Genomic DNA, 21,236 nt, shown 5'->3' with positions numbered 1-21,236 from the left:
TAGATTTTGCATAATCGACTAAATGTCAAGAGGATTACTGAATACGTGATAAATAGCAACACCAGAGGCCGCTATTTTAGATTTTTATCGAGCGTTTGATCGACAAAAGAAAAACATTTCAAATCTGTTTCAAAATTTATTCTAAATTGCTATATGCACTAAGGCTTTCGTGCTATTTTTTACTCCGACTTTTTGTAATTAGGTGATTTTGGACTTTGTAACATTTGTTCAACCTTAATCGATCTAAAGATGTCTCGGTTAAGGTCGAACAAGAGAAGATTTTAATTCAACCAAACCTTTTTGTTTTGCTCTGCATACTCATCAAAAGAGATAGGATCTTTTCCTGTAATCTCCCGAACGGTATTTAGTATAGGAGAAGAATGACCTTCTTTCAGCGCTCCAGCGATGAATACCATAAAACTTGCATAATCTTCTGGTACACCGGCTTGTAAAAGATTTGTTTTGAATGTCTCAGGACTGATGTCAGAGTAACTTACCTTTAGACCGGTATGTTTAGAAATCTTTTCGGCTACTTCTTCATGAGTTAGAGCTTCTTTCCCGGTTAAGGTAATACCTTTTCCGTTGAACTGATCATTCAGAAGAGCAGAAACCACAGATGAAGATATATCATCCGTATGAATGAAGCTAGTTTTTGCATTTCCTGCGGGGAAGAATATCTTCTTATCTTTCAAAATCCCGGAAAGCCAATAAGTTTGAAAATTCTGCATAAACCAATTTGGTCTTAAGATCGTATAAGGAACTCCAGAGTTTTCTAAACTGATCTCTAATTTTCTGAATGGGGCCTCAGGAGGGGCGAAGTCTACACCCATCGCGCTCATCAAGACTACCTTTTTCAAGGAAGAAACTTTTGCTTTTTCAAACCAAGGGCTTAATACCGAATATTGGTCGGTGTATCCTGGGGGAGAAATGAAGAAGGCTCTCTCCACTTTCTCCAAAATTTCAGTTCCTTTTGTTGGTTGGGTTGCATCTGCAAATACCCAATGTAGTCCTGAAAGTTTTTTGCCTGCATCTGGATTTCTGGTGCCTGCATACACTTCATGCCCTAGTTCCAATAGTTTAGAAATTACGGAACTGGAGATCTGTCCTGCTCCACCATAAACGAATATTTTCATTTGATTTGTTCTCCTGTAACTTTGAATGATACAAGATGTTCCTAAATTAGGCTATGTCTAAGGATCTAAAAAACATATCCAATAGTATAAAGAGATCGACTTTTGGATATTTTAGTCTACTCTTAAGATATGGACATTCTCTCAGAAATATTGACTAATGCGGGCTGGAAGGCGGATCTGCTTGCAAGAACTTCTCTATATAAACCATGGGGATTTCGTTTTCCATGTGAAAGAAGCGGGGGATTCCATATTATTTCCCAAGGCTCTTGTTACGCAAGGATCAAGGGAGAGCTGATCCGTTTGGAGAAAGGGGATATTCTATTCGTTGCAAAAAGTTTGGATCATGAACTTGTATATTCCCCCGATGATAAGGTCGTACATATCTCCAAATTCTTGGATATGTCCGAAAAACAAAAAAAATCTGAGAAACTACCTCTGACTACATTCGTTTCCGTTCGTTACGAGGTTCCGGATTCGGCTCAACATCCATTCTTCTTAGAACTTCCGGATTTTATTTTAGTAAAGTCATCCGATGTTTTAGCTCATCATCCGTTAAACACCACTCAAGTATTGATCTCTCAGGAATTGGATTCGGGTATCGGCTCTGATCTAATATTACAAAGGTTAACCGACATTCTTCTTTACTACGTAATCCGACACTGGTTGGAGATTCATCCTTCTTCTTCTCCAGGATGGAGAAGCGCCTTTAAAGATGAAAAGGTTCTAAGAGCGTTAGAGGCATTGCATAGAAAACTTTCTTATCCTTGGACCTTGGAAAAATTATCTAGATCGGTTGGCGTTTCAAGAGCTTCCATTGCAAATCGATTCAGAGATGTTTTGGGATGTACTCCTATGGATTATTTGGCGAAATTAAGAATGGATAAGGGAAAAACTTTGATGGCAGAAGAGAATTTTACCTTGGAAGAGATTGCAAGAACAGTAGGTTACTCATCTGCCTTTGCTTTTTCAAAAGCTTACAAAAGGATCCATGGTCTTTCTCCTAGAAATTCGGAGCAGGAGAGGTTGGGAGCATGAAAATTTAAGATATTCCTTCTTTTTGATTTTCAGCTTTCTTTTCTATTTTAATTTGTCCGTCTTTAGAGGGAAAACGATAATTTTATTGTTCTATGTTACTTACAATTTCTACGACTAGGGAGCCGGCTACCGATATAGGTTTTTTGCTTCATAAACATCCTGAAAAATTCCAGACTTCTGATTTTTCTTTTGGGAGAGTTCTTCATTTTTACCCGGAAAGAAATCCAAACAAAACCACCTTCTGTTTGATGTTGGAAATCGATCCAATTGCTTTGGTTCGAGGAAAACGGAAAAATGGAGAATCTCAATTTGCACTAGAACAATATGTAAATGATAGACCATATGTAGTGTCTTCTTTCTTGTCTGTCGCGATTGCCCAAACTCTTTCATCTGCCTTGAACGGAACCTGTAAGACAAGGCCTGAATTAGTTCACGAACAGTTCCCGCTAGAAGTTCGAATTCCAGTACTTCCTGCTCCAAAGGGAGGAGAAAATTTAATTCGTTCATTTTTTGAACCTTTAGGATACGAATGCGAAATAAAAAGAATTCCTTTGGATCCAAAGTTTCCGGATTGGGGAGATAGTAGATATTACTCCCTGGTGCTAAATAATAATATCACAATCAAGGAGCTTCTCTCTCATTTATATGTTTTAATCCCAGCCTTAGACTTGGATAAACATTATTTTATAGACAAGGGAGAAATAGACAAGTTAGTCAAAAAGGGAGAAGGTTGGCTTACTTCTCATCCTCAAAAGCAGGCTATTGTCGGACGTTATTTATTGAATATTAAACATTTTGCAAAAAGTGCATTACAAAAGCTTACTGATGATGAGATCGCAGAAGAAAAAAATGAAGTTCAAGAAACTGAGGATAGAGTAAAGAAAGAATCTTTAAACAAGATTAGGCTCAAAGAGGTCGTGAAAAAAATATTAGAATCTGGAGCAGAAAAAGTTTTAGATTTAGGGTGTGGAGAGGGAAAGCTCGCCAAAATCCTTTTAGAGAATAAACAATTCTCCGAAATTTTGGCGATGGATGTTTCTTATTCGGAACTTTTAGTGGCAAAAGAAAGATTAAATTACGAGCAGCTCCCTGAAAGACAAAGAGCAAGATTAAAATTTATACAAGGATCTCTTATTTACAAAGATCCGAGGTTACAAGGTTTTGATGCGGCTGCAGTAGTGGAAGTAATCGAGCATATGGATTTGAACCGCTTAAAATCTTTTGAGAGGGTACTCTTTGAATTCTCACGTCCTAAAACGGTTGTCTTAACTACTCCGAATAAAGAATATAATGTACTTTACGAAAAACTAAAGAAATTCAGACATCATGATCATCGTTTTGAGTGGACTAGATCCGAATTTCAGGATTGGTCTAGAAATATTTGCGATAAATTCGGCTATTCTGTAGAATTTTTTCCTGTCGGAGAAGTTGCGGAAAACATTGGAGCTTCGACTCAAATGGCGGTATTCACGCTTGGATATTAATGTACCTGAGTTATCTGTAGTGGTACTAATTGGCACTTCGGGTTCCGGCAAATCAAGTTTCGCCAAAAAACATTTTTTAAAAACGGAAATTCTTTCCTCCGACGAGTGTAGAGGAATTGTTTCCAACGACGAAAATGATCAAAGCGCGACTGAAGATGCGTTTGAACTTCTGCACTACATATTAGGCAAAAGACTAAAAAAGGGACTTTTGACCGTAGTGGATGCCACAAACGTACAGAAAGAATCACGTCGCCCCATTATTGAGATTTCTCGCGCATACCATTGTTTACCTGTCGCAATCGTTCTGGACATCCCGGAAAATATATGTATAGAAAGAAATAAACATAGGATAGATAGAAGTTTTGGACCTCACGTTATACGAAACCAGAGGAGCCAATTGAGAAGATCTATTCGTAATCTACGGGATGAAGGTTTTCGCAAAATTTATGTTCTGAAATCGCCAGAAGAAGTGGATTCAGTTCTTTCTATAATTCGAGAAAAATTATATAACAATAAAAAAGAAGAATCGGGGCCATTCGATATTATCGGAGATATCCACGGTTGTTATGAAGAAACCAAGGAGCTTTTAGAAAAACTAGGTTATATAATCCATGAAGTGGAGGATGACGGATTAAATTTTGGTTTTGAGATTCTTCCTCCTCAAAATAGAAAAGTTGTGTTTGTGGGAGATTTGGTGGACAGAGGTCCAGATTCCCCTTCTGTACTTCGACTTGTGATGTCCATGGTCAATTCAGGAGCTGCTTTCTGCGTAGCCGGAAATCATGATTGGAAATTGCAAAAATATTTAAATGGCAAAAAGGTCACTTTAAAACACGGGTTAGAGAAAACAGTAGAACAATTGGAAAAAGTTCCCGATGGTTTTGTAAAATCTATACAAACTTTTTTAGATAATTTGATCAGTCACTATGTATTTGACAGAGGAAAGTTAGTGGTAGCTCATGCGGGCTTGAAAGAAGAGATGCAGGGGCGAGGATCTGGTGCAGTTCGAAGTTTTTGTATGTATGGAGAAACTACCGGCGAAATTGATGAGTTTGGATTGCCGGTAAGATATCCTTGGGCAAGAGAATATCGCGGCCATGCAAAGGTTGTCTACGGCCACACTCCTGTAAAATACGCGGAGTGGTTGAATAATACAATCAATATAGATACCGGTTGCGTGTTTGGTGGTAAACTAACTGCATTACGTTATCCTGAAGAAGAAATTGTACAAGTAGATGCAAAGAAAACCTATTATGAATCAGCTAAACCATTAAATTTTGATCAGAAAGGCGGATTTTCTTCTCAACAAGAGGAGGATGATTTACTCGATATCGGAGATGTGATTGGTAAACGAATTGTTCAAACTAGTTTAAAAAATAATATCACGATTAGGGAAGAAAATTCCATAAGTACCTTAGAGGTGATGAGCCGATTTGCGGTAAATCCTAAATGGTTGATTTATCTTCCTCCTACAATGTCTCCATGTTCTACAAGCGAACTTTCAGGATTTTTAGAACATCCGCAACAGGCGTTCGAATATTATCAGAAAAGGGGAATTACGAAGATCGTATGTGAAGAGAAACATATGGGTTCTCGTGCAATCATAACGATTTGTAAAAATGAAGAGATTGCAAAACTTAGATTCGGTATTGAAGAGGAGGGATTCGGGATTTGTTACACTAGAACGGGTCGGAACTTTTTTAACGATCCAAGCCTTGAAAAGGAATTTCTAGATCATCTGAATCGGGCTTTAACCGTTAGCGGTTTCTGGGAGAAGTTCCAGACGGATTGGGTATGTATGGATTCAGAATTGATGCCGTGGTCGTTGAAGGCCCAAGCTCTTATACGAGATCAATATGCAGCAGTTTACTCCGCGGCGTTCGCTTCTTTTTCGGATGCAATCCATTTATTAAAGCAAGCAGCAAATCTTGGATCTGAAGAGGCTTCCAAATTAATCGGAGACTTTGAAAATAAACAAACCTCTGTTTCGAAATATGAAAGTGCATATTCTGGATACTGCTGGGAGGTGAAATCGATTGCGGACCTGAAGTTGGCTCCTTTTCATATCCTTGCAACAGAAGGAAAAACTTATACAGACAAGTCCCATGCTTGGCACATGGAAAATATTTCGGAGATTTGTAGATTCGACTCTAACTTACTAAGGGCAACCGAATATAGATCGGTAAATTTGGAATCAGAAAAGGAGACCGAAGATGCGATTAGCTGGTGGTTGAATCTTGTTTCAAAAGGAGGAGAAGGTATGGTCGTTAAACCTTATGACTTTCTTGCTTTTGGGAAGGAAGGTTTATTGCAACCTGCTATTAAATGTAGAGGCCCTGAATATCTTCGAATAATATACGGTCCTGAATATGATCGTCCTGAAAATCTTGAAAGGTTAAGGAAAAGAGGACTGGCTAGGAAAAGGTCCTTGGCGTTACGTGAATTCGCTTTAGGTATTGAGGCATTAGAACGTTTCGTTAAAAAGGAACCATTACGTAGGATTCACGAATCCGTATTTGGAGTTTTGGCGTTAGAAAGTGAAGATGTAGACCCAAGATTATAATTTAGTCTTGGGTTTTATACGATTATTGCATTATGATATCTATCGCTTTATAGATAGGTATTTCCGTTAGAGTTTTCTCCTATAACCGGTTCTAATCTAAAAACAATCTTCTTGACGGAAACCGGTTTCGAGATTCTTTTTATGCTGCCTATATGGATCAGTTCTATTTCAATTTTTACTTTTTTGGTTCTCTACTTGCCTGCCTTTTTTCCATCTACGTTACCTTCTTCTTTTTAAGTATTAAAGATGGCAGTAAGGCTGCATTTCACTTGGGTCTTTCAACCCTAGCGATGACCTTATTTCATTTAGCTTATATTATTGCATTCATCTCTTTTGATCAATGGACTATTATACATCGTTGGTTAGCGATCCCTTCTCCAATGATGGGGTTTGTGCAATGTTTTATCTTTTTCTTTTATTTCCCAAATCCTAGAAACGTTAAGTTTGGTTTAACTGTTTATTCTATTTTGTATGCTGGACTTGCTATTGTCGAAGCTACATTTATTGCTGTGACATTACAGTCGGACCATCGTTTTAATATAGGGAGTAATTATTGGGATTTTGAGTCTCACAAGTTCTATAAAATATTCTCCATTATAATTTTGATATATAACTTTTCCTTTTTAGCCTCAGCCACATGGAGAGCTATCGTCGAAAAGGGAAAGGAAAGAAGATGGATCATTTACATAGCGATCGCTTATTCTACGATTACGATTATTCCCGGTATTCTGAATGTAATGAGTAGGGACGGTTCGATCTCCCGAAAAGTATTCCAACATACTACAGATATTGCACTTGTAGCCGGTCTTTTTCTTGTGCTGATCATTTATGCGAATGCTACCAAAGAAAGAACTACAATTTTGAGTAAGATCGTAGCCGTGACTATGGCTACTTTTCTTTTGGCATTTCAGCTTGTAGGTTATGCTATATTAAATGGTTATGAAACTTCTTTTGATACATTAAAGGGACAGGCTTCAGAGCTTGCTGCGTTTCAAGGGAAGAAACCAGAGGGTTTTGCCTATCTTCTCTCTTTTGATCCGGACTCTAAAGAGTTCGTTTTGGAAAAAGGGGAGAAGGACTCAAGGTTCGAATCGGAAGATCGTCTAGAGATTAAATTTTTCAACGTAACTCGAAAACTTACCAATTTGGGAACGTTGAACTCGAAAGAAAGATGGGAAAGATCCAAAGCGATCCTTGCAGATTCACCAAAGGAATTTTATGCATACTCGGAAGGAATAAAAAGTTTTTATGAATCAAAAGGGGAAGATATAGTTTCGGATGCTGAGCTTATTGATTTTTTTCGATTTCTAAATAAGAAACTGAATATTATAAAAAATAAATTTTCTAATCTCCCTTCTAAAAATGATCCGGCTGCAGTAGCTAAACTTCTGAACTCCGAAGAGATTGGCTTAAAATCGGTCCTCGAACAGGTTCGTAAAAAAGTAGAAAAGGATATTTCCTCCGGAAAGTCAGAATTGGAAGTGAGATCGTCTTTTATTCTTCCTTTAACTTCTTTGAGAGAAGTGGGAGAAAGGATGTATAGAGGAGCAAAATTTAATAAAGCCAATGAAAAAACTCCAGAGTTCTATTTGGCTTATTTAGTGGTCCATCCTCAAAATGAAAAAATTTACGAAGTAGGATTCACTTATAAATCTTTCAGGGAATATTTACATTCTCCTTCTTTAGTAATGGTGATCTGTCTTTTAGTTATGATCGTTACAATTAGTTTCGGATTTAGGCTCTTCTTCCATAACGCAATTGTAAGACCGATGGAAGAAGTAGTTGTCGGATTGACGGAAGTAAATTCTGGAAATTTAGAATATAGATTGGTTCCAAGGGTTGAGGACGAGATCGGCTTTATTGCAAGATCCTTTAATAGGATGGCAAGGTCTATCCAAGCTGCTAGAAAAAGATTGGAGCAATATGCTAACGAACTGGAAGAAAAAGTAAAAGATAGAACCAAAGAATTAGAACAAACCTTAAACGAAGTCCAAGAGTTAAAACAACAACAGGATGCAGATTATTTTTTAACTTCTCTTTTGATTAAACCTTTGGGTTCCAATAAGGCAAATCAAGAAAATGTAAAGGTAGAATTTCTCCTGAAACAAAAGAAAAGATTCACTTTTAGAAAACATGAAGATGAGATCGGTGGGGACCTAAATATTTCCAATCATATTGATTTGCAGGGGAGATCCTACACGGTGTTCTTGAACGGAGATGCTATGGGGAAATCGATGCAGGGTGCCGGTGGTGCATTGGTTCTTGGATCTGTCTTTGAATCTATCATTGAACGAACGAGAGTAGTGGACACGATTAAGAAACAATCTCCGGAAAGATGGCTAAAAAATGCATTTATAGAGTTACATAAGGTATTCGAAAGTTTTGACGGGTCCATGCTTGTTTCTTCCGTAATCGGTCTTGTGGATGATGAGCTTGGAATATTATACTATATTAATGCAGAACATCCTTGGACAGTTTTGTATCGAGATGGAATAGCAAGTTTTATAGAGAATGAGTTCATGTTCAGGAAATTGGGAACTACCGGTGTGGAGGGAACAATTTTTATCAAAACCTTCCAATTGGAGCCTGGAGATTGTATCTTCGTAGGGTCTGACGGTAGGGATGATATTATCGTAGGAATAGATTCGGATGGTGATAGGATCATCAACGATGACGAGAAATTATTCTTAAATTCTGTGGAGAAAGGAAAGGGAGACCTCCAGGAAATTTATAACGTTATTTTGAATAATGGTAAATTGAGTGATGATCTTTCTCTTATTCGATTGTCTTTCACTGGAAATGGCAAACATACAATTCCTCATGATGAAAAAAGACAAAGGATCAAAGAATTACTTAGGAATGCAAAAGAAACCTTCTTAAATAAAGACACCCAAGAAGCACTTAGCTATTTAGAGGAAGCAGAATCTTTGGATAGTAGAGTTCCTGAGGTGAAGAAGAATTTTATAAAACTTTTTCTGAAATTAAAAGATTATCAAAAGGCAGCCAGATATGCGGAAGATTATTTTAAACTGAATCCAATCGATAGCGAGATATTATATGTAGCTTCCTTTGCGGCGAGGAAAGCCGGTCAGATTAGAAAGGCTTTAGATTTCAGCGAACGTCTTCGTTTGAGAGAACCTTCTCATATTAAAAATCTGACTAATCTTGCTGAAATTTATATAGCAGTTAAAAATTTTGATAGAGCGGATTCAATCTTAAAGGATGCTCTCCAATTGGATCCATCCAATGAATTTGTTTTGAAGGTGCTAGGACTTTTGAAAAAGCATTTGAGTAAGCTTTCTGATGGAAATGAGCAGCCTAAGGAATCTTAGGCTACGTGGTCAAAATATTATTATTTTTTAATATGATACCCAGTCTTAAACATCCAAGCTACAACGCATAGGCAAGAAACTAGGAAGAGAGAGATCATCGCTAAGCTTATTTCAAGACTTACATCTCCGATTTCGTAAAAGCTCCATCTAAATCCACTTACCAGATAAAGGATTGGATTGAATAAAGTTACAGTTTGCCAGAAAGGAGGGAGCATATTTGCTGAATAGAAACTTCCCCCCAGAAAGACTAAAGGAGTGATCACAAGCATTGGGATTACTTGCAGTTTTTCGAAATTATCAGCCCAAATACCTATAATAAATCCAAATAGACTAAAAGAAATGCAGGTGAGTATTAGGAAGAACACCATTAAGAGTGGGTGGGCGATCTTTATTTCCACAAATAAAGAAGCTGTTGCAAGCATGATGGATCCTAAGATCAAAGACTTGGTTGCTGCAGCTCCAACGAAACCGATTACTGCTTCCATGCTGGAAACAGGGGCGGATAAAATTTCGTAAATGGTTCCGGTAAATTTAGGGAAATAGATCCCGAAGGAAGCATTGGAGATACTTTCAGTTAATAAGGAAAGCATAACAAGCCCAGGTACTATAAAAGAACCATAGGACACTCCATTTACCTCTTGGATCCTGGAGCCGATCGCAGAACCGAAAACGATAAAATACAAAGAAGTAGAAAGAACGGGTGACGCAATACTTTGCATCAAGGTTCTTCTTGTTCTTGCCATTTCGAAAAAATAGATGGCTTTGATTGCGTTCAGATTCATTTGGATTCCTTCACTAATTGTACGAAAATTTCTTCCAAACTGCTTTGGGTCGTATTCAGGTCTCTGAATTCTATTCCGGATTTTTTCAATTGTTCCAAAAAGCTTGCTATCCCGGTTTGTTTTTCCTGACCATCGTAGGTATACAATAATTGTCTCCCTTCGTTCTTTAATTCAAGTTCATAGCCGTTAAAATTATTAGGCAAACTTTGGATGGGCGAAACTAGATCTAACAAGATCTGTTTTTTCCCGAGCTTATGCATTAGCTCGGTTTTCTTTTCTACTAGGACCAATTCTCCCTTGTTCATGATGCCGACTCTGTCAGCGATCTCTTCTGCTTCTTCTATATAATGTGTTGTGAGAATAATTGTCACTCCTTTGTCTCTAAGTGCTCTCACTACATTCCACATATCTTTTCTAAGTTCTACATCGACACCAGCGGTAGGCTCATCTAAAAATAGAACCAAGGGTTCATGAGATAATGCTTTTGCGATTAAGACCCTTCTTTTCATTCCGCCAGATAAGGTCATGATCATCTGGTCCTTTTTCTCTATAAGAGAAAGGGACTTTAAAAGTTCTTCGATATATTCTTTGTTAGGTGATTTTCCGAATAAACCTCTACTAAAATTCGTAGTTGTCAAAACGGATTCAAATGCATGAACAGTAAGCTCTTGCGGAACAAGACCGATCATAGATCTGGTCTTTCTATAATCCTTGATAATATCATAACCACCTACGGAAACGGAACCAGAACTTGGATTTACTATCCCGCAGATAATGGAAATCAAAGTAGTTTTTCCGGCGCCATTCGGACCTAAAAGAGCAATGATCTCTCCTTTTTCAATATCCAAGTTTATATTTTTTAAAGCCTGGAATCCATTTGAATAGGATTTGGAGAGGTTTTGGATGGAAACAATGGGAGAGTTGGAGTTCATACGATTCCTTCAAACCGTTCAATAAATTGTGAGATTATCCAAAATACAAAACAAGATTGGATTGGCCCACACCAATTTTAGAAGATAGAATTGTTTTCTAGACCGATGGAAGTAGGTCGGTTTCCAGCAAAAGGAAACCGAATGTTGGAACTCCTACAAATGCTGAGAAAAAATCAATTACGGCCCTGTTTCTCTCTAAGATAAATATAATAGGCTGCTCCTACGGCTACACCGGGAACCACTCCAAGTAAAAGTGCAATCCATCCATTTTTGATTCCTTTTGTTTTTGCATCGTATATGATCCAAGCGGCTAGAACAAGCCAAGTAAAAATAATATCTAATGCATACGCACTTGAAAATGGATTAACGAATCCTCCTAAAAACGCGCCGATCACATCAAAGTTTTGTGATAAAGGAGGTAGCACTAAATAAAGAAAGCCTGCGGTAAACACAGATCCTAGGAAAATCAGAAGATTTCGAAATGTTAAAAGATTCATTTTGTTCTCTTAGTTAAAAGTTTAATGGCAAAGAGTAAGGATTTTTATAAAGAAGGCCAGTGAAATTTAGCTGTGGGACGAAAAAGTCTCCAAAAGAAAATTAAAAACCGGATTGGCAAAAACTGGATCAGATCCAAAAAGGAACTGTCCGAATGTTCGATCTAAATGAATTAAAAGAAAAGTTCGGAGTCTCTGAATTCAGATCCTCTCAAGAAAAAATTATCAGAGATGTTTTAAAAGGCAAGAATTGCCTAGTGATCATGCCCACTGGGATGGGTAAATCTTTATGTTACCAATTACCCGCATTAGCCTTGGAAGAATTGACTGTTGTAATTTCTCCATTGATTGCACTTATGCAGGATCAAGTGGATAAACTAAAATCTTTAGGAATAGATGCAGAATTCGTAAATTCTTCTATATCTAAAAAGGAGCGTAATCTTCGTTATGAAAACTTAAAGAATGGAAAATACAAAATTCTTTATGTTTCTCCGGAAAGATTCCGTAAATTTCATTTTTTGGAAATATTCAAAACTCGAAAAGTTTCTTTATTAGTCGTAGATGAGGCACATTGTATCAGTCAATGGGGGCATGATTTTAGACCCGACTATACTAAAATTTCAGAATTTAGAAAGATCTTAAAATATCCCAGGGTCATTGCTTTAACAGCTACGGCAACGAAAGAGATCCAAAAAGATATAATAAAGCAGATCGGTTTATCCGAGTCGCAAGTCGAGGTTTATAATGAAGGTATTTCGAGACCAAATCTTTATTTGGAAGTTAGGACTTTTGTAGATTCTTCCTCTAAAACTAAAGAATTGATCTCTTATCTGAAAAATCTGAAAGGGAATACTATCGTATATTTTAACCTAATCAAAAATATAGAAACTTTTTCAGAACTTTTGGATATAGAGAAGATCCGGTATCGAGTGTATCATGGATTATTGCCCTCAGATAAGAGAAGAAAAATACAAAATGATTTTCTAAATTCTAAAGATACTTTGCTTTTAGCAACGAATGCATTCGGGATGGGCGTTGATAAGGCGAATATTCGTACCATCATTCATGCAGAACTACCTTCTTCTTTGGAATCTTATTACCAGGAGATAGGAAGAGCAGGACGAGATGGCAATCCTTCTGATTGTCTTCTATTTTATAACCAAGACGACTTATCTGTTCTTATGGATTTTATTGAATGGCAGAATCCGGATGAGAATTTTATGATCCGAGTTCATCGTGTCTTTAAGTCTGTAGGCGAAAAATTGTCCTCTCTTGAGCATGAAGAATTGCAGGCGATGGTGGTGCATAAAAATCGCGGAGACCACCGTTTACAAACAGTTCTCAATCTTTTTGAAAGACATGGAGTGACTTCCGGAGATTTGGAGAGAAAGTCTCTTGTTTTGCGCGGGGAGTTACCGCAAATTTTAACAGATCCTAAAGTTTTGGAAGAACGAAAAAAGGCGAGTTTGAATCGGTTATATCAGATGCTGATGTATTTAAAGTCAGAAAAATGCAGAAGAGAGTTCTTATACGAATATTTTGGTGCCACATTCCATACTTGCGAAAATTGTGATATTTGTTCCAGAAATTCCTAAACTCTAGGAATGCTAAAAGTAAATTTGCTTCCTTTTTTCTCTTCAGATTCGACCGAAATTTTTCCATTATATGCTTTTATGATGCTATAAACTAAAGGCAGGCCTAAACCTGTTCCCGATTCGTTTTTAGTTCCTAATCGAGTGGATTTGATTTCTGTTAAGAATAGATTTGGGATCATATCTTTTGGCATACCGACCCCAGTGTCTTCAACGAAAAATTCCGGATCATTCTTCTCATTAGAAAATCCTATACTAATCTTATCATTCTCTTTGCAGAACTTTATGGAATTCGAAATTAAGTTTATAAAGATTTCGGAAAATAGGGTTCGATCTACGTTTAATTTTACATCGTCTGGGATCTGATTTATGATCTGGATCTTTTTTGCTTCTGCTTGAGGAAGAAGTTTTGCTAATACTCCTTCTACTTCTGGATATACATAAATCAAACTATTATCTAAGGGAAAAGAACCGGATTTAAGTCTGTTAAGATCTAAAAGTGTCGCGATCATTTCTAAAGACTGAGAAGAAGTATATTCTGCTCTATCGATCCATTCTAATAGGGATTCATCATCCAATTGTTTGTAGTCGTTTCGAATCAAATGCAGGATACCTATCACTGTTGTGATAGGTGATCTTAGATCGTGTGTCACTAAGGATAAGAATGTGTCCTTAAGTGAGTTTGCTTCTTCTGCGAGATGTTTTGCTTCAGCTAATTGTTTAGTTCTTTCTGTTACTTTTTGTTCCAGAGATTTTTGTAGTTCTTCTAATCTTACGAATGCATTTGAAAATCTGATGGATAACATTACTGTTTGAGAAAATAAGAATGCGAGAAGCCCCCAGCTTGCTAAATATTCAGCCTTTATGATCAAACTTTGGTTTAAAATATCGTTTAATGTGGTTAGGAACAAGATCAAGGAACCAACTGCGAATAAAATGGCACCTTCTCTCCTTCTAAAAATACAGAGTGCAATCATTATAAAAAAATAAATTATGCTTACTCCTACGAAACCTTGGAATATCCTAATATAGTTCATGTATTCCGTGGAAGGAAGTGCAAGAACTAAGATAAAAAATGCCAGGCTAACAATTATGAATATATTATTAAAATAATAGTGGAACTTTTCATCAGGAAATACTGCTTTTAGAAAAACGGAAAATAGGGGGAGAGCTAAAACGAAAGTCAAAATATCCAGTTTGTGGATAAAGACCCAGAAAGAATCTGGTGTAACTTCGTATATAAAAACTGATCCAGTGAAAAATCCTCTGACACTTAGATCAATACAGAACAATCCGAACCAAAGTGCAGATTTATCCACTCTTCTCATTAAAAATAAGATTAAATGATAAAGGCCCATGAAAAATGTTGCGCCAAAGACTACCCATCCAAGCGCGATCTGTCTCTTCTTCTCTTCGAATACTGCTAATGTATTTCCAAGTTTAATGGATTTGCGAAGCCCGCCGGTTATATGATAAAAATTTGATATTTGTAACGTGAGTTCTAACTCTTTTGTTTCTTCATTTATTAGAACTATTGGATGTTTATAAGAGGGGATCATTTCTGATCTCGAATTTCCAACTTTTCCATTTTCGATGAGCAGCTTTCCATTTAGGAAAAGTTTGAATGCTGTTGATATATCTCCAATTTGGAAAGATAGATCTTTTACTGGCTTATCCAGTAAAACTTTGAGTTTGTAAGTGCCTACACCTTCTCCCTCATGTATTTTGCCGTTTTTTGTAAATGAGTTCCAGGAACCAGGAACAGGGATGAATCCATCTTTTGCAAAGGATTCAGGAGCTATAACTCCATCTGCAAATTCCCAATCTCCGTCTAAAGAAACTGTAGAGAACCGATCTCTATCCCAATTTCTAAGATCTAAAATTCCGTCTTTTGCTTGTGGAGAATAAACCTCGGTTTTCTGAGAACATCCCATAAAAACCAAGAGAACTAGTAAATGAAAGACAAATGGCCTCATTCTAATATCTGGTCTCCAGTTTATTCCTCGCCAAAAACCTGTATAGAAATTTGCAGAATGATGATTTTAAAAAAAGACTGAAAACCCTAAGAAGAATCCTCTTAAAATCTCATAGTTTCCTGATTTTGATCCGTTGCTGATCGAGATCGAAGAAGGCGAAGATATATTATAGCTCAGGTTCAATTGATCAAAGTGTAGATAACTAAAGTAAGAATATATTTGGTTGTACCCCAAATGAAATTTCATGTTCTCATGAAATTTATATTGGAGAGAAATTTCGGACTCGTAACCTCTAAAAATCCCTTTGGTTCCAGCGCTTCCATTTGTAAAAACCAGAGTATCCGGAGAAAGAATTGGGGTCTTAAAAAATCTGGTTCCTTCTGTATAAAAAACATCCAGACTTAGATTGGCGGAAAAATTCTCCATAAATTGGTAGGAAGATTGGATAGAAACCTGAGGTCCATAGGTATAAAAATATTCCTGGAAAGCACCGTCTAACATGTATTTGCCGTAGGTGTACTTATTGATATTACGAAGTCCTCCACCTAAATATAAATTCCAGTTTTGTGTCGGGGAAATGATCTTATAAAAATTTGCTTCAAACTCTGATCTTGCCAAAGGGGAATAATAAAATCTTTCCGCTGATATGCCGCTTGGGTTGGACCGGATCACGTTTGAATTCGGATTTACCAATTCCACCTCATAATAAGAGATCTCAGCTCTATAATTTTTTTCGTAATTTTCATAACTGAATACTGCAGGGACTAATACTTTTTGGTTTTGTTGCAGATGGCTTGTTTCTATGGATTCATTAGGAGTCGTTTTTTCGGAGTAAGAAGTAAAATTATAGGGAACAAAACTATAAGTTTGTCTTTTTAATAATAATTCGAATTTTTGTTTTTTCTTTTCAGAAGTTCCGTTTTTTTGAATTTCTTCTGAAGCCTGCAAATTCGAAATTAAGAATAGATTTAATAGAATAAAAATATTATATTTTTGAAAAAGATCCATATTCTTCTGCACCTAAAAAGAATAAGTAGAATTCTCTTTTTAAAACTATAAAAGGTCAACGACTTTCAGTTTTTCTAGTATACTTCCAAAACTTTCCATTTAAGAATAGGTTCCTGGAGAATATATGAATTTATTCATCACTGGGGCTTCCGGATTTGTAGGCGGAGCGATCGCTCGTCATCTAAAAGAGAAACATAAGGTAAAAGTATTGTCCAGATCTGCTAAGACGGACTCTGCCTTAGCGAAGCAAGGTTTTGAAATAGTGAGTGGAAGTTTAGAGTCCATTAACGCACAAGACTTAGCCGGAATAGATATCGTAATACATTGTGCTGCGTTTGTTGGTCCATGGGGCAGTTACCAAGATTTTTGGAAAGGAAACGTAGAAGGAACAACTCGGCTATTGGAAGCTTCTCAAAAAGCTGGAGTTAAACGATTTATACATATGGGAACAGAGGCAGCTCTATTTCACGGACAGGATATGGTCCAAATAGATGAGACTTATCCTTATCCTAAACAAACTCCTTACTATTATAGCCGCAGCAAAGGAGAAGCAGAGAGAAGGGTGGTTTCCGCTAATCGTCCTGGTTTTGAAACAATTGCATTGAGACCAAGACTAGTTTGGGGCCCGGGAGATACTTCCGTTCTTCCTGTACTCAAAAAGATGGTGTCAGAAGGAAAATTTATGTGGTTAGATGGAGGAAGAGCAAAAACTTCGGTGACCTGCATTCCAAATTTAGTTCATGCAACCGAACTCGCTTTAACCAAGGGTGTACCAGGTCAAATATACTTCATCACCGATGATGAAGATAAAACGGTTAAAACATTTCTAACGGAGATGATGCAAACTCAAGGGATTGAACTTCCCCAAGCATCAATTCCTTCTGCACTTGCTGGATTTTTAGCAATGATTGTGGAAGGCATCTGGAGAATATTCGGAATTCGTAAAGAACCTCCAATGATGAGATTCCCGGTGGATATTATGGGAAAAGAATGTACGATCCGTATCGATAAGGCTAAAAAAGAATTAGGATATAAACCTGTGGTTAACGTAGCGCAAGGTTTACAATTAATGAAAGGTTAAGTCTGGTGTTAGACTTTGATCTCGGAGACTTCTTCTTTATCACTTTCTATCTTTGCACTTTTTAGAATTGTGTCGAGTAGACCTGGGAATTTTTTTTCCAGATCGTCCTTACGGATGATAGAAAATCTCTGAGTTCCTTCATATCGAGTGAAGATCATCCCTGCGTCCCTTAATTTCCCCATATGGTATGAAAGATTTGTTTTCGGGGCATAGACTAGAAAGGTAGAACAATTCGATTCGCCCTTTTCTGAAAGATCCAATAATATCTTCCTGCGGATTGGATCACTTACCGCCTCGAATATAGAGTTCAATTCTATCTGATCTAAATTGGGATGAGTTGGCTGTTTAGACATCGGAACTTTTTTTCCAATACTCCTTATTAAGTTCAATAATATTTGAACAAAAGATTGACAAGCACTTTCTAAGTTTTAAAGTTCAAATATTATTGAACTAATGGGAAATGCCCCGTTTTGCCTTAAAACCTAAAGATTGCGCAAACGGGACTAAGGAGACTCCTATGAAAATACTTAGGTCGATTCAGAAAACCTACCAAAGTTTGCCAATTTTGCTGTTTTCCTTCTTTTTGATCACTCCTATTTGGGGAGATGAGGTGAGGCTGAAATCCGGAAAAGTCCTTAAAAATCTGAAATTGGAGAAGGAAGCGGAAGAATATTATATTTTTAGTTTGGAAGATTCTATCCCGGTGAGGATTTCTAAGTCCGAAGTCGCAAGTATCCAAGCTGAAAACATTCTCCAAGAATTGAAGGAACAAAAACAGATCCCTCCAAAAAGAAATTATGATCTGATTTGGACACAAGCCTTAACCAATGACGTGTTCATCAATGGTAACAGTTTATTTGGAAACGCTTTTGATAGAAGAGGAGGTCTTCATTATTCAGAAGTGCCTAAGTCTTTGATCCTGGATACAATGGTAAACATTCCGACTCCTGTGGAAGGTTTACAACTGATCATTAGAGACTATTCCCCTTTAACTGGGAGAACAAACAGAGATGTGGACGGAGTTTTTCAATCACATCCGTACGGATCAGGTGTTGAGATGGACAAAGTTGCAGAAGATCCGAATACAAACAGATTGAGAAAGGAGCCTAACGGGTTGAGAGAAGGTCTTGCTACTCTTCTCAATTATAAATGGTCCACCAATCGTTTAGGAGACTGGAATGCAGGTTGGATCTATTATGCAAACAATCAACCGAGTTTTGCTCTAGGGCTTTTTACTTTCGGCTGGGCATTGCCTGTGCTAAACTATATCCATCCTACTTATACTTATAATGTGAGAGTGACTTCCGAAAGAATTGGTGGTTCCAGTATCGCGGGGGAGAAAGACCTGGAATCTGGATATCCTACCAACGCATTTAATGGTACAACTTTTCATAGATTTTCAGTATTTCATGAATATGAGATCACTGAAAATTTTAAGATCCAGCCCGGAATCGATTTCGGATACCAATACTATAATGATAATATAGATAGAAGGTCCGGATTTAAGAATATTGATTATAAGCTAACAGTAAAGTATTTGGGATTCTCCTTTTCGCTCACTGATGTTTATAGACCGAATACTTATATGATCGATAATAATTATTATTATGCAAACAATGTAGGAGGTCAAACGGTCGGAACTGTTCCAGGGATGAACTGGGTAGGCCCTTTGACAGGAAATTCTAATGATGGATTGACTATTGATCCATCCAAAGGTTATGGACTGGTGAATGATTTTATCTTAAGTTCCATCCAAAATTCAGGATTGGACCCTAATGTAAAACAAGCGCTCGTGAATAAACACTTGGAGCAAAAGATCCCTCTTCATAGTATTATCTGGTCCTTCGGATATTCTATAAGGATCTAAAAAATAAAAACCGGAAGAGAATATTAGAAATTGAGAATCTAATTTTCTTCCGGTTATCTTTTTTCTAAGATCAAGAAGCTCTTCCAATTTTGGTTGCTTCTTCCACTTCCACAAGTTTTCCAGTTTTCACATCATAGAAGTATCCATAAACAGGAATATCCTTAGGGATTAAAGGGTGGTTTCTAATTCTTTTTACATCATCTATCACACTTTTTTCAAGACTTTCAAATGTTAGAAAAGAGATAAACCTTGCTTCATCCGATCCTCCGGATTCTTCTTTATTCTTCCATCCGCTGGAATCCACAGTTGCGGTTTTTAAACTTTTTTCCAAAAGGTTGCGAATGATTTGGTCTGTAATTAAAGCCATTCCGCAGTCCGAGTGATGGATCACGAAAAATTCTTTCGTGCCTAAAAGTTTATGGGAGATAATAAGAGATCGGATCGCATCGTCACTGGCTCTTCCTCCAGCGTTTCGTATAACGTGAGCATCTCCTTCCGAAAGACCAGCATACTTAGCCGGATCCAAACGAGCATCCATGCAGGTAAGGATCGTAAAACTTCTGGCAGGGGGAAGAGCTAATTCTCCCTTTTTACCGAACTCAGAAACGTATTTCCGGTTCGCTTCTAGGACTTCTTCATGCACTTTACTAGTTTCTTTTTGTAATGTTGAGTTTGACATGCTGGAAATAATATCTGTAATAGCGGATATTTCTTCCAATTTTACCTCAGAAAGGCGAAAAACACAGCAAGACTGTATAAATGATTAAGAAGAAGGCCAGTATTTTGTGCAGTAGGAGTAGTCGATAGCGCTTATCGCGTATTAGAATTTTTAGGTTGGGTAGAAAGGAGGTCTGCGAAGCAGAAATTAGCTTCCCGAAAAAAATTCAGATAAGCTTGTCCGAATGATCAGCGGGTTAGGTATAAATGGCAAGACAGAAGTTTTGAATCCATGATCAAAAAAATATTTCTATTAACTTATTTATCCATACTAGTGCTAAATTGTTCAAGCCTTCAAAAAATTTTTAAGAAAGATCGAGATGAATTTCTATTTTCATCCCGGTATAAAGAAACTCAGGTCTTCTTTATCGACGCGGGTAAAGATTCTAATGTAAAAGGAGAAGAAGGAACGATTTTACATTTTCCTTCCGGTTCCCTTCTGGGAGAAAATGGAAAACCATTGGCGGGGGAAGTTCGAGTAGAACTTTCTGAATATTATTCCAATTCAGATATTTTGTTATCCGGATTAAGCACTACGAGCGGAGAAAAATCTATAGAGACTAAAGGAATGATCCGCTTAGAAGTATATTCGTCCGAAGGCCAAAAAGCTCGGATTAATAATAGAAGTCCTGTAAGTGTAGAATTTAAGAATCCTTTAGAACCAGGCTATGAGATTTTTTATGGGAAGAAGAAAGAGGACGGAAGTTTAGATTGGACGAACGATAGTCTTAGTTGGAATTCTGATCTTTCCTTTGTACCGGATAAGACAAAAGCGCAAGCAACTAACGCATCTAGAGAAAGTGAAGGACCAATTTCTGTAACGCAATGGACGGGACTTTTTATTTATAATTTTGGTTGGATCAATTGTGATCGATTCTTACGGTTTTCTCCGATCGTTTCACTTTATCTGAATGTTTTTGAAGAGGAAATATTAAAAAAGAAATTCGATGATAGGCCATCGTTTTTACTAATATTTAAAGATATTCGTTCGATTATGGGTATATATACAGAATCGAGCAAAAGAGTTTTATATTTTCCGAATATGCCTACAGGAAAGAAAGCGACTGTAGTTGGCTGGAAAAGGTCAGGAGAGACTAGATGGCTTTATTGGAAAAAAGATATTGTGATCGGCGAAGAAGACAATTTAACTCCCGAGTGGACTTCTCATACAACAAAACAATTGGTGAAACTTCTAAAAGAGATAAAACCTGACGAACTAGAAAATAAATAATACTTCAAG

The 21,236-nt window shown here is 37.1% G+C and carries 16 protein-coding genes; 8 read left to right on the top strand and 8 right to left on the bottom strand.

Translation table 11 applies throughout. The features are described from left to right. Positions 1 to 281: 281 nt before the first annotated feature. Positions 282 to 1,133, bottom strand: a complete 852-nt coding sequence (locus tag B1C82_RS07060) for an NmrA family NAD(P)-binding protein (RefSeq protein WP_086446881.1) — start codon at positions 1,131 to 1,133, stop codon at positions 282 to 284. 129 nt (positions 1,134 to 1,262) lie between these two features. Here B1C82_RS07060 and B1C82_RS07055 point away from each other — a divergent pair, with 129 nt between their 5' ends. The 4 genes from B1C82_RS07055 (at position 1,263) to B1C82_RS07040 (ending at position 9,547) form a co-directional block, all read left to right on the top strand. Beyond that, positions 1,263 to 2,168, top strand: coding sequence for an AraC family transcriptional regulator (locus tag B1C82_RS07055; protein ID WP_086446880.1), 906 nt, complete (start codon positions 1,263 to 1,265; stop codon positions 2,166 to 2,168). Positions 2,169 to 2,260: 92 nt separating this feature from the next. Beyond that, on the top strand, positions 2,261 to 3,652 hold the full coding sequence (locus tag B1C82_RS07050) for a 3' terminal RNA ribose 2'-O-methyltransferase Hen1 (RefSeq protein ID WP_086446879.1): 1,392 nt from the start codon (positions 2,261 to 2,263) through the stop codon (positions 3,650 to 3,652). Next, positions 3,609 to 6,215: a polynucleotide kinase-phosphatase gene (locus tag B1C82_RS07045; RefSeq protein ID WP_086446878.1), complete on the top strand. Its 2,607-nt coding sequence runs from the start codon at positions 3,609 to 3,611 to the stop codon at positions 6,213 to 6,215. The genes B1C82_RS07050 and B1C82_RS07045 overlap by 44 nt, the downstream gene beginning before the upstream one ends. Before the next feature lie 152 nt (positions 6,216 to 6,367). Then, the gene (locus tag B1C82_RS07040) at positions 6,368 to 9,547 is read left to right on the top strand and encodes a SpoIIE family protein phosphatase (protein WP_086446877.1); all 3,180 of its coding nucleotides are present in this window, start codon (positions 6,368 to 6,370) and stop codon (positions 9,545 to 9,547) included. A gap of 20 nt (positions 9,548 to 9,567) precedes the next feature. Here the strand turns inward: B1C82_RS07040 and B1C82_RS07035 are convergent, their stop codons facing one another. From B1C82_RS07035 to B1C82_RS07025, 3 genes are all read right to left on the bottom strand, one after another. Next, complete coding sequence (locus B1C82_RS07035; RefSeq protein WP_086446876.1) at positions 9,568 to 10,329, bottom strand: ABC transporter permease; 762 nt, start codon at positions 10,327 to 10,329, stop codon at positions 9,568 to 9,570. Next, complete coding sequence (locus B1C82_RS07030) at positions 10,326 to 11,261, bottom strand: ABC transporter ATP-binding protein (protein ID WP_086446875.1); 936 nt, start codon at positions 11,259 to 11,261, stop codon at positions 10,326 to 10,328. The genes B1C82_RS07035 and B1C82_RS07030 overlap by 4 nt, the downstream gene beginning before the upstream one ends. A gap of 173 nt (positions 11,262 to 11,434) precedes the next feature. Continuing rightward, the gene (locus B1C82_RS07025; protein WP_086446874.1) at positions 11,435 to 11,758 is read right to left on the bottom strand and encodes a DUF2834 domain-containing protein; all 324 of its coding nucleotides are present in this window, start codon (positions 11,756 to 11,758) and stop codon (positions 11,435 to 11,437) included. Between the two features lie 152 nt (positions 11,759 to 11,910). On the opposite strand from B1C82_RS07025, the gene B1C82_RS07020 reads away from it, so the two are divergent. Further along, positions 11,911 to 13,350, top strand: coding sequence for a RecQ family ATP-dependent DNA helicase (locus tag B1C82_RS07020; protein WP_086446873.1), 1,440 nt, complete (start codon positions 11,911 to 11,913; stop codon positions 13,348 to 13,350). Here the strand turns inward: B1C82_RS07020 and B1C82_RS07015 are convergent. Beyond that, positions 13,347 to 15,323, bottom strand: coding sequence for a sensor histidine kinase (locus B1C82_RS07015; protein WP_086446872.1), 1,977 nt, complete (start codon positions 15,321 to 15,323; stop codon positions 13,347 to 13,349). The genes B1C82_RS07020 and B1C82_RS07015 overlap by 4 nt on opposite strands. 66 nt (positions 15,324 to 15,389) lie before the next feature. Then, complete coding sequence (locus B1C82_RS07010) at positions 15,390 to 16,331, bottom strand: LA_2444/LA_4059 family outer membrane protein (RefSeq protein WP_086446871.1); 942 nt, start codon at positions 16,329 to 16,331, stop codon at positions 15,390 to 15,392. 124 nt (positions 16,332 to 16,455) lie between these two features. Between B1C82_RS07010 and B1C82_RS07005 the strand changes: the two genes are divergently transcribed. Then, positions 16,456 to 17,412, top strand: coding sequence for an NAD-dependent epimerase/dehydratase family protein (locus B1C82_RS07005; RefSeq protein WP_086446870.1), 957 nt, complete (start codon positions 16,456 to 16,458; stop codon positions 17,410 to 17,412). Between the two features lie 8 nt (positions 17,413 to 17,420). Here the strand turns inward: B1C82_RS07005 and B1C82_RS07000 are convergent, their stop codons facing one another. After that, the gene (locus tag B1C82_RS07000; protein WP_086446869.1) at positions 17,421 to 17,765 is read right to left on the bottom strand and encodes an ArsR/SmtB family transcription factor; all 345 of its coding nucleotides are present in this window, start codon (positions 17,763 to 17,765) and stop codon (positions 17,421 to 17,423) included. Between the two features lie 164 nt (positions 17,766 to 17,929). On the opposite strand from B1C82_RS07000, the gene B1C82_RS06995 reads away from it, so the two are divergent. Next, a complete protein-coding gene (locus B1C82_RS06995) occupies positions 17,930 to 19,279 on the top strand; it encodes a hypothetical protein (protein WP_086446868.1) in 1,350 nt (449 codons plus the stop codon). A 70-nt stretch (positions 19,280 to 19,349) separates the two neighbouring features. Here B1C82_RS06995 and B1C82_RS06990 read toward each other — a convergent pair whose 3' ends face one another. Continuing rightward, positions 19,350 to 19,997 carry a beta-class carbonic anhydrase gene (locus B1C82_RS06990; RefSeq protein WP_234008502.1) on the bottom strand — a complete coding sequence of 216 codons (648 nt, stop codon included), beginning with the start codon at positions 19,995 to 19,997 and terminating at the stop codon, positions 19,350 to 19,352. 231 nt (positions 19,998 to 20,228) lie between these two features. Between B1C82_RS06990 and B1C82_RS06985 the strand changes: the two genes are divergently transcribed. After that, complete coding sequence (locus B1C82_RS06985; RefSeq protein WP_086446866.1) at positions 20,229 to 21,227, top strand: hypothetical protein; 999 nt, start codon at positions 20,229 to 20,231, stop codon at positions 21,225 to 21,227. Positions 21,228 to 21,236 lie beyond the last annotated feature (9 nt).

This window comes from Leptospira venezuelensis (assembly GCF_002150035.1).
Taxonomy (GTDB): Bacteria; Spirochaetota; Leptospiria; order Leptospirales; family Leptospiraceae; genus Leptospira_B; species Leptospira_B venezuelensis.
This window is presented reverse-complemented; position numbering and strand designations above follow the sequence as displayed.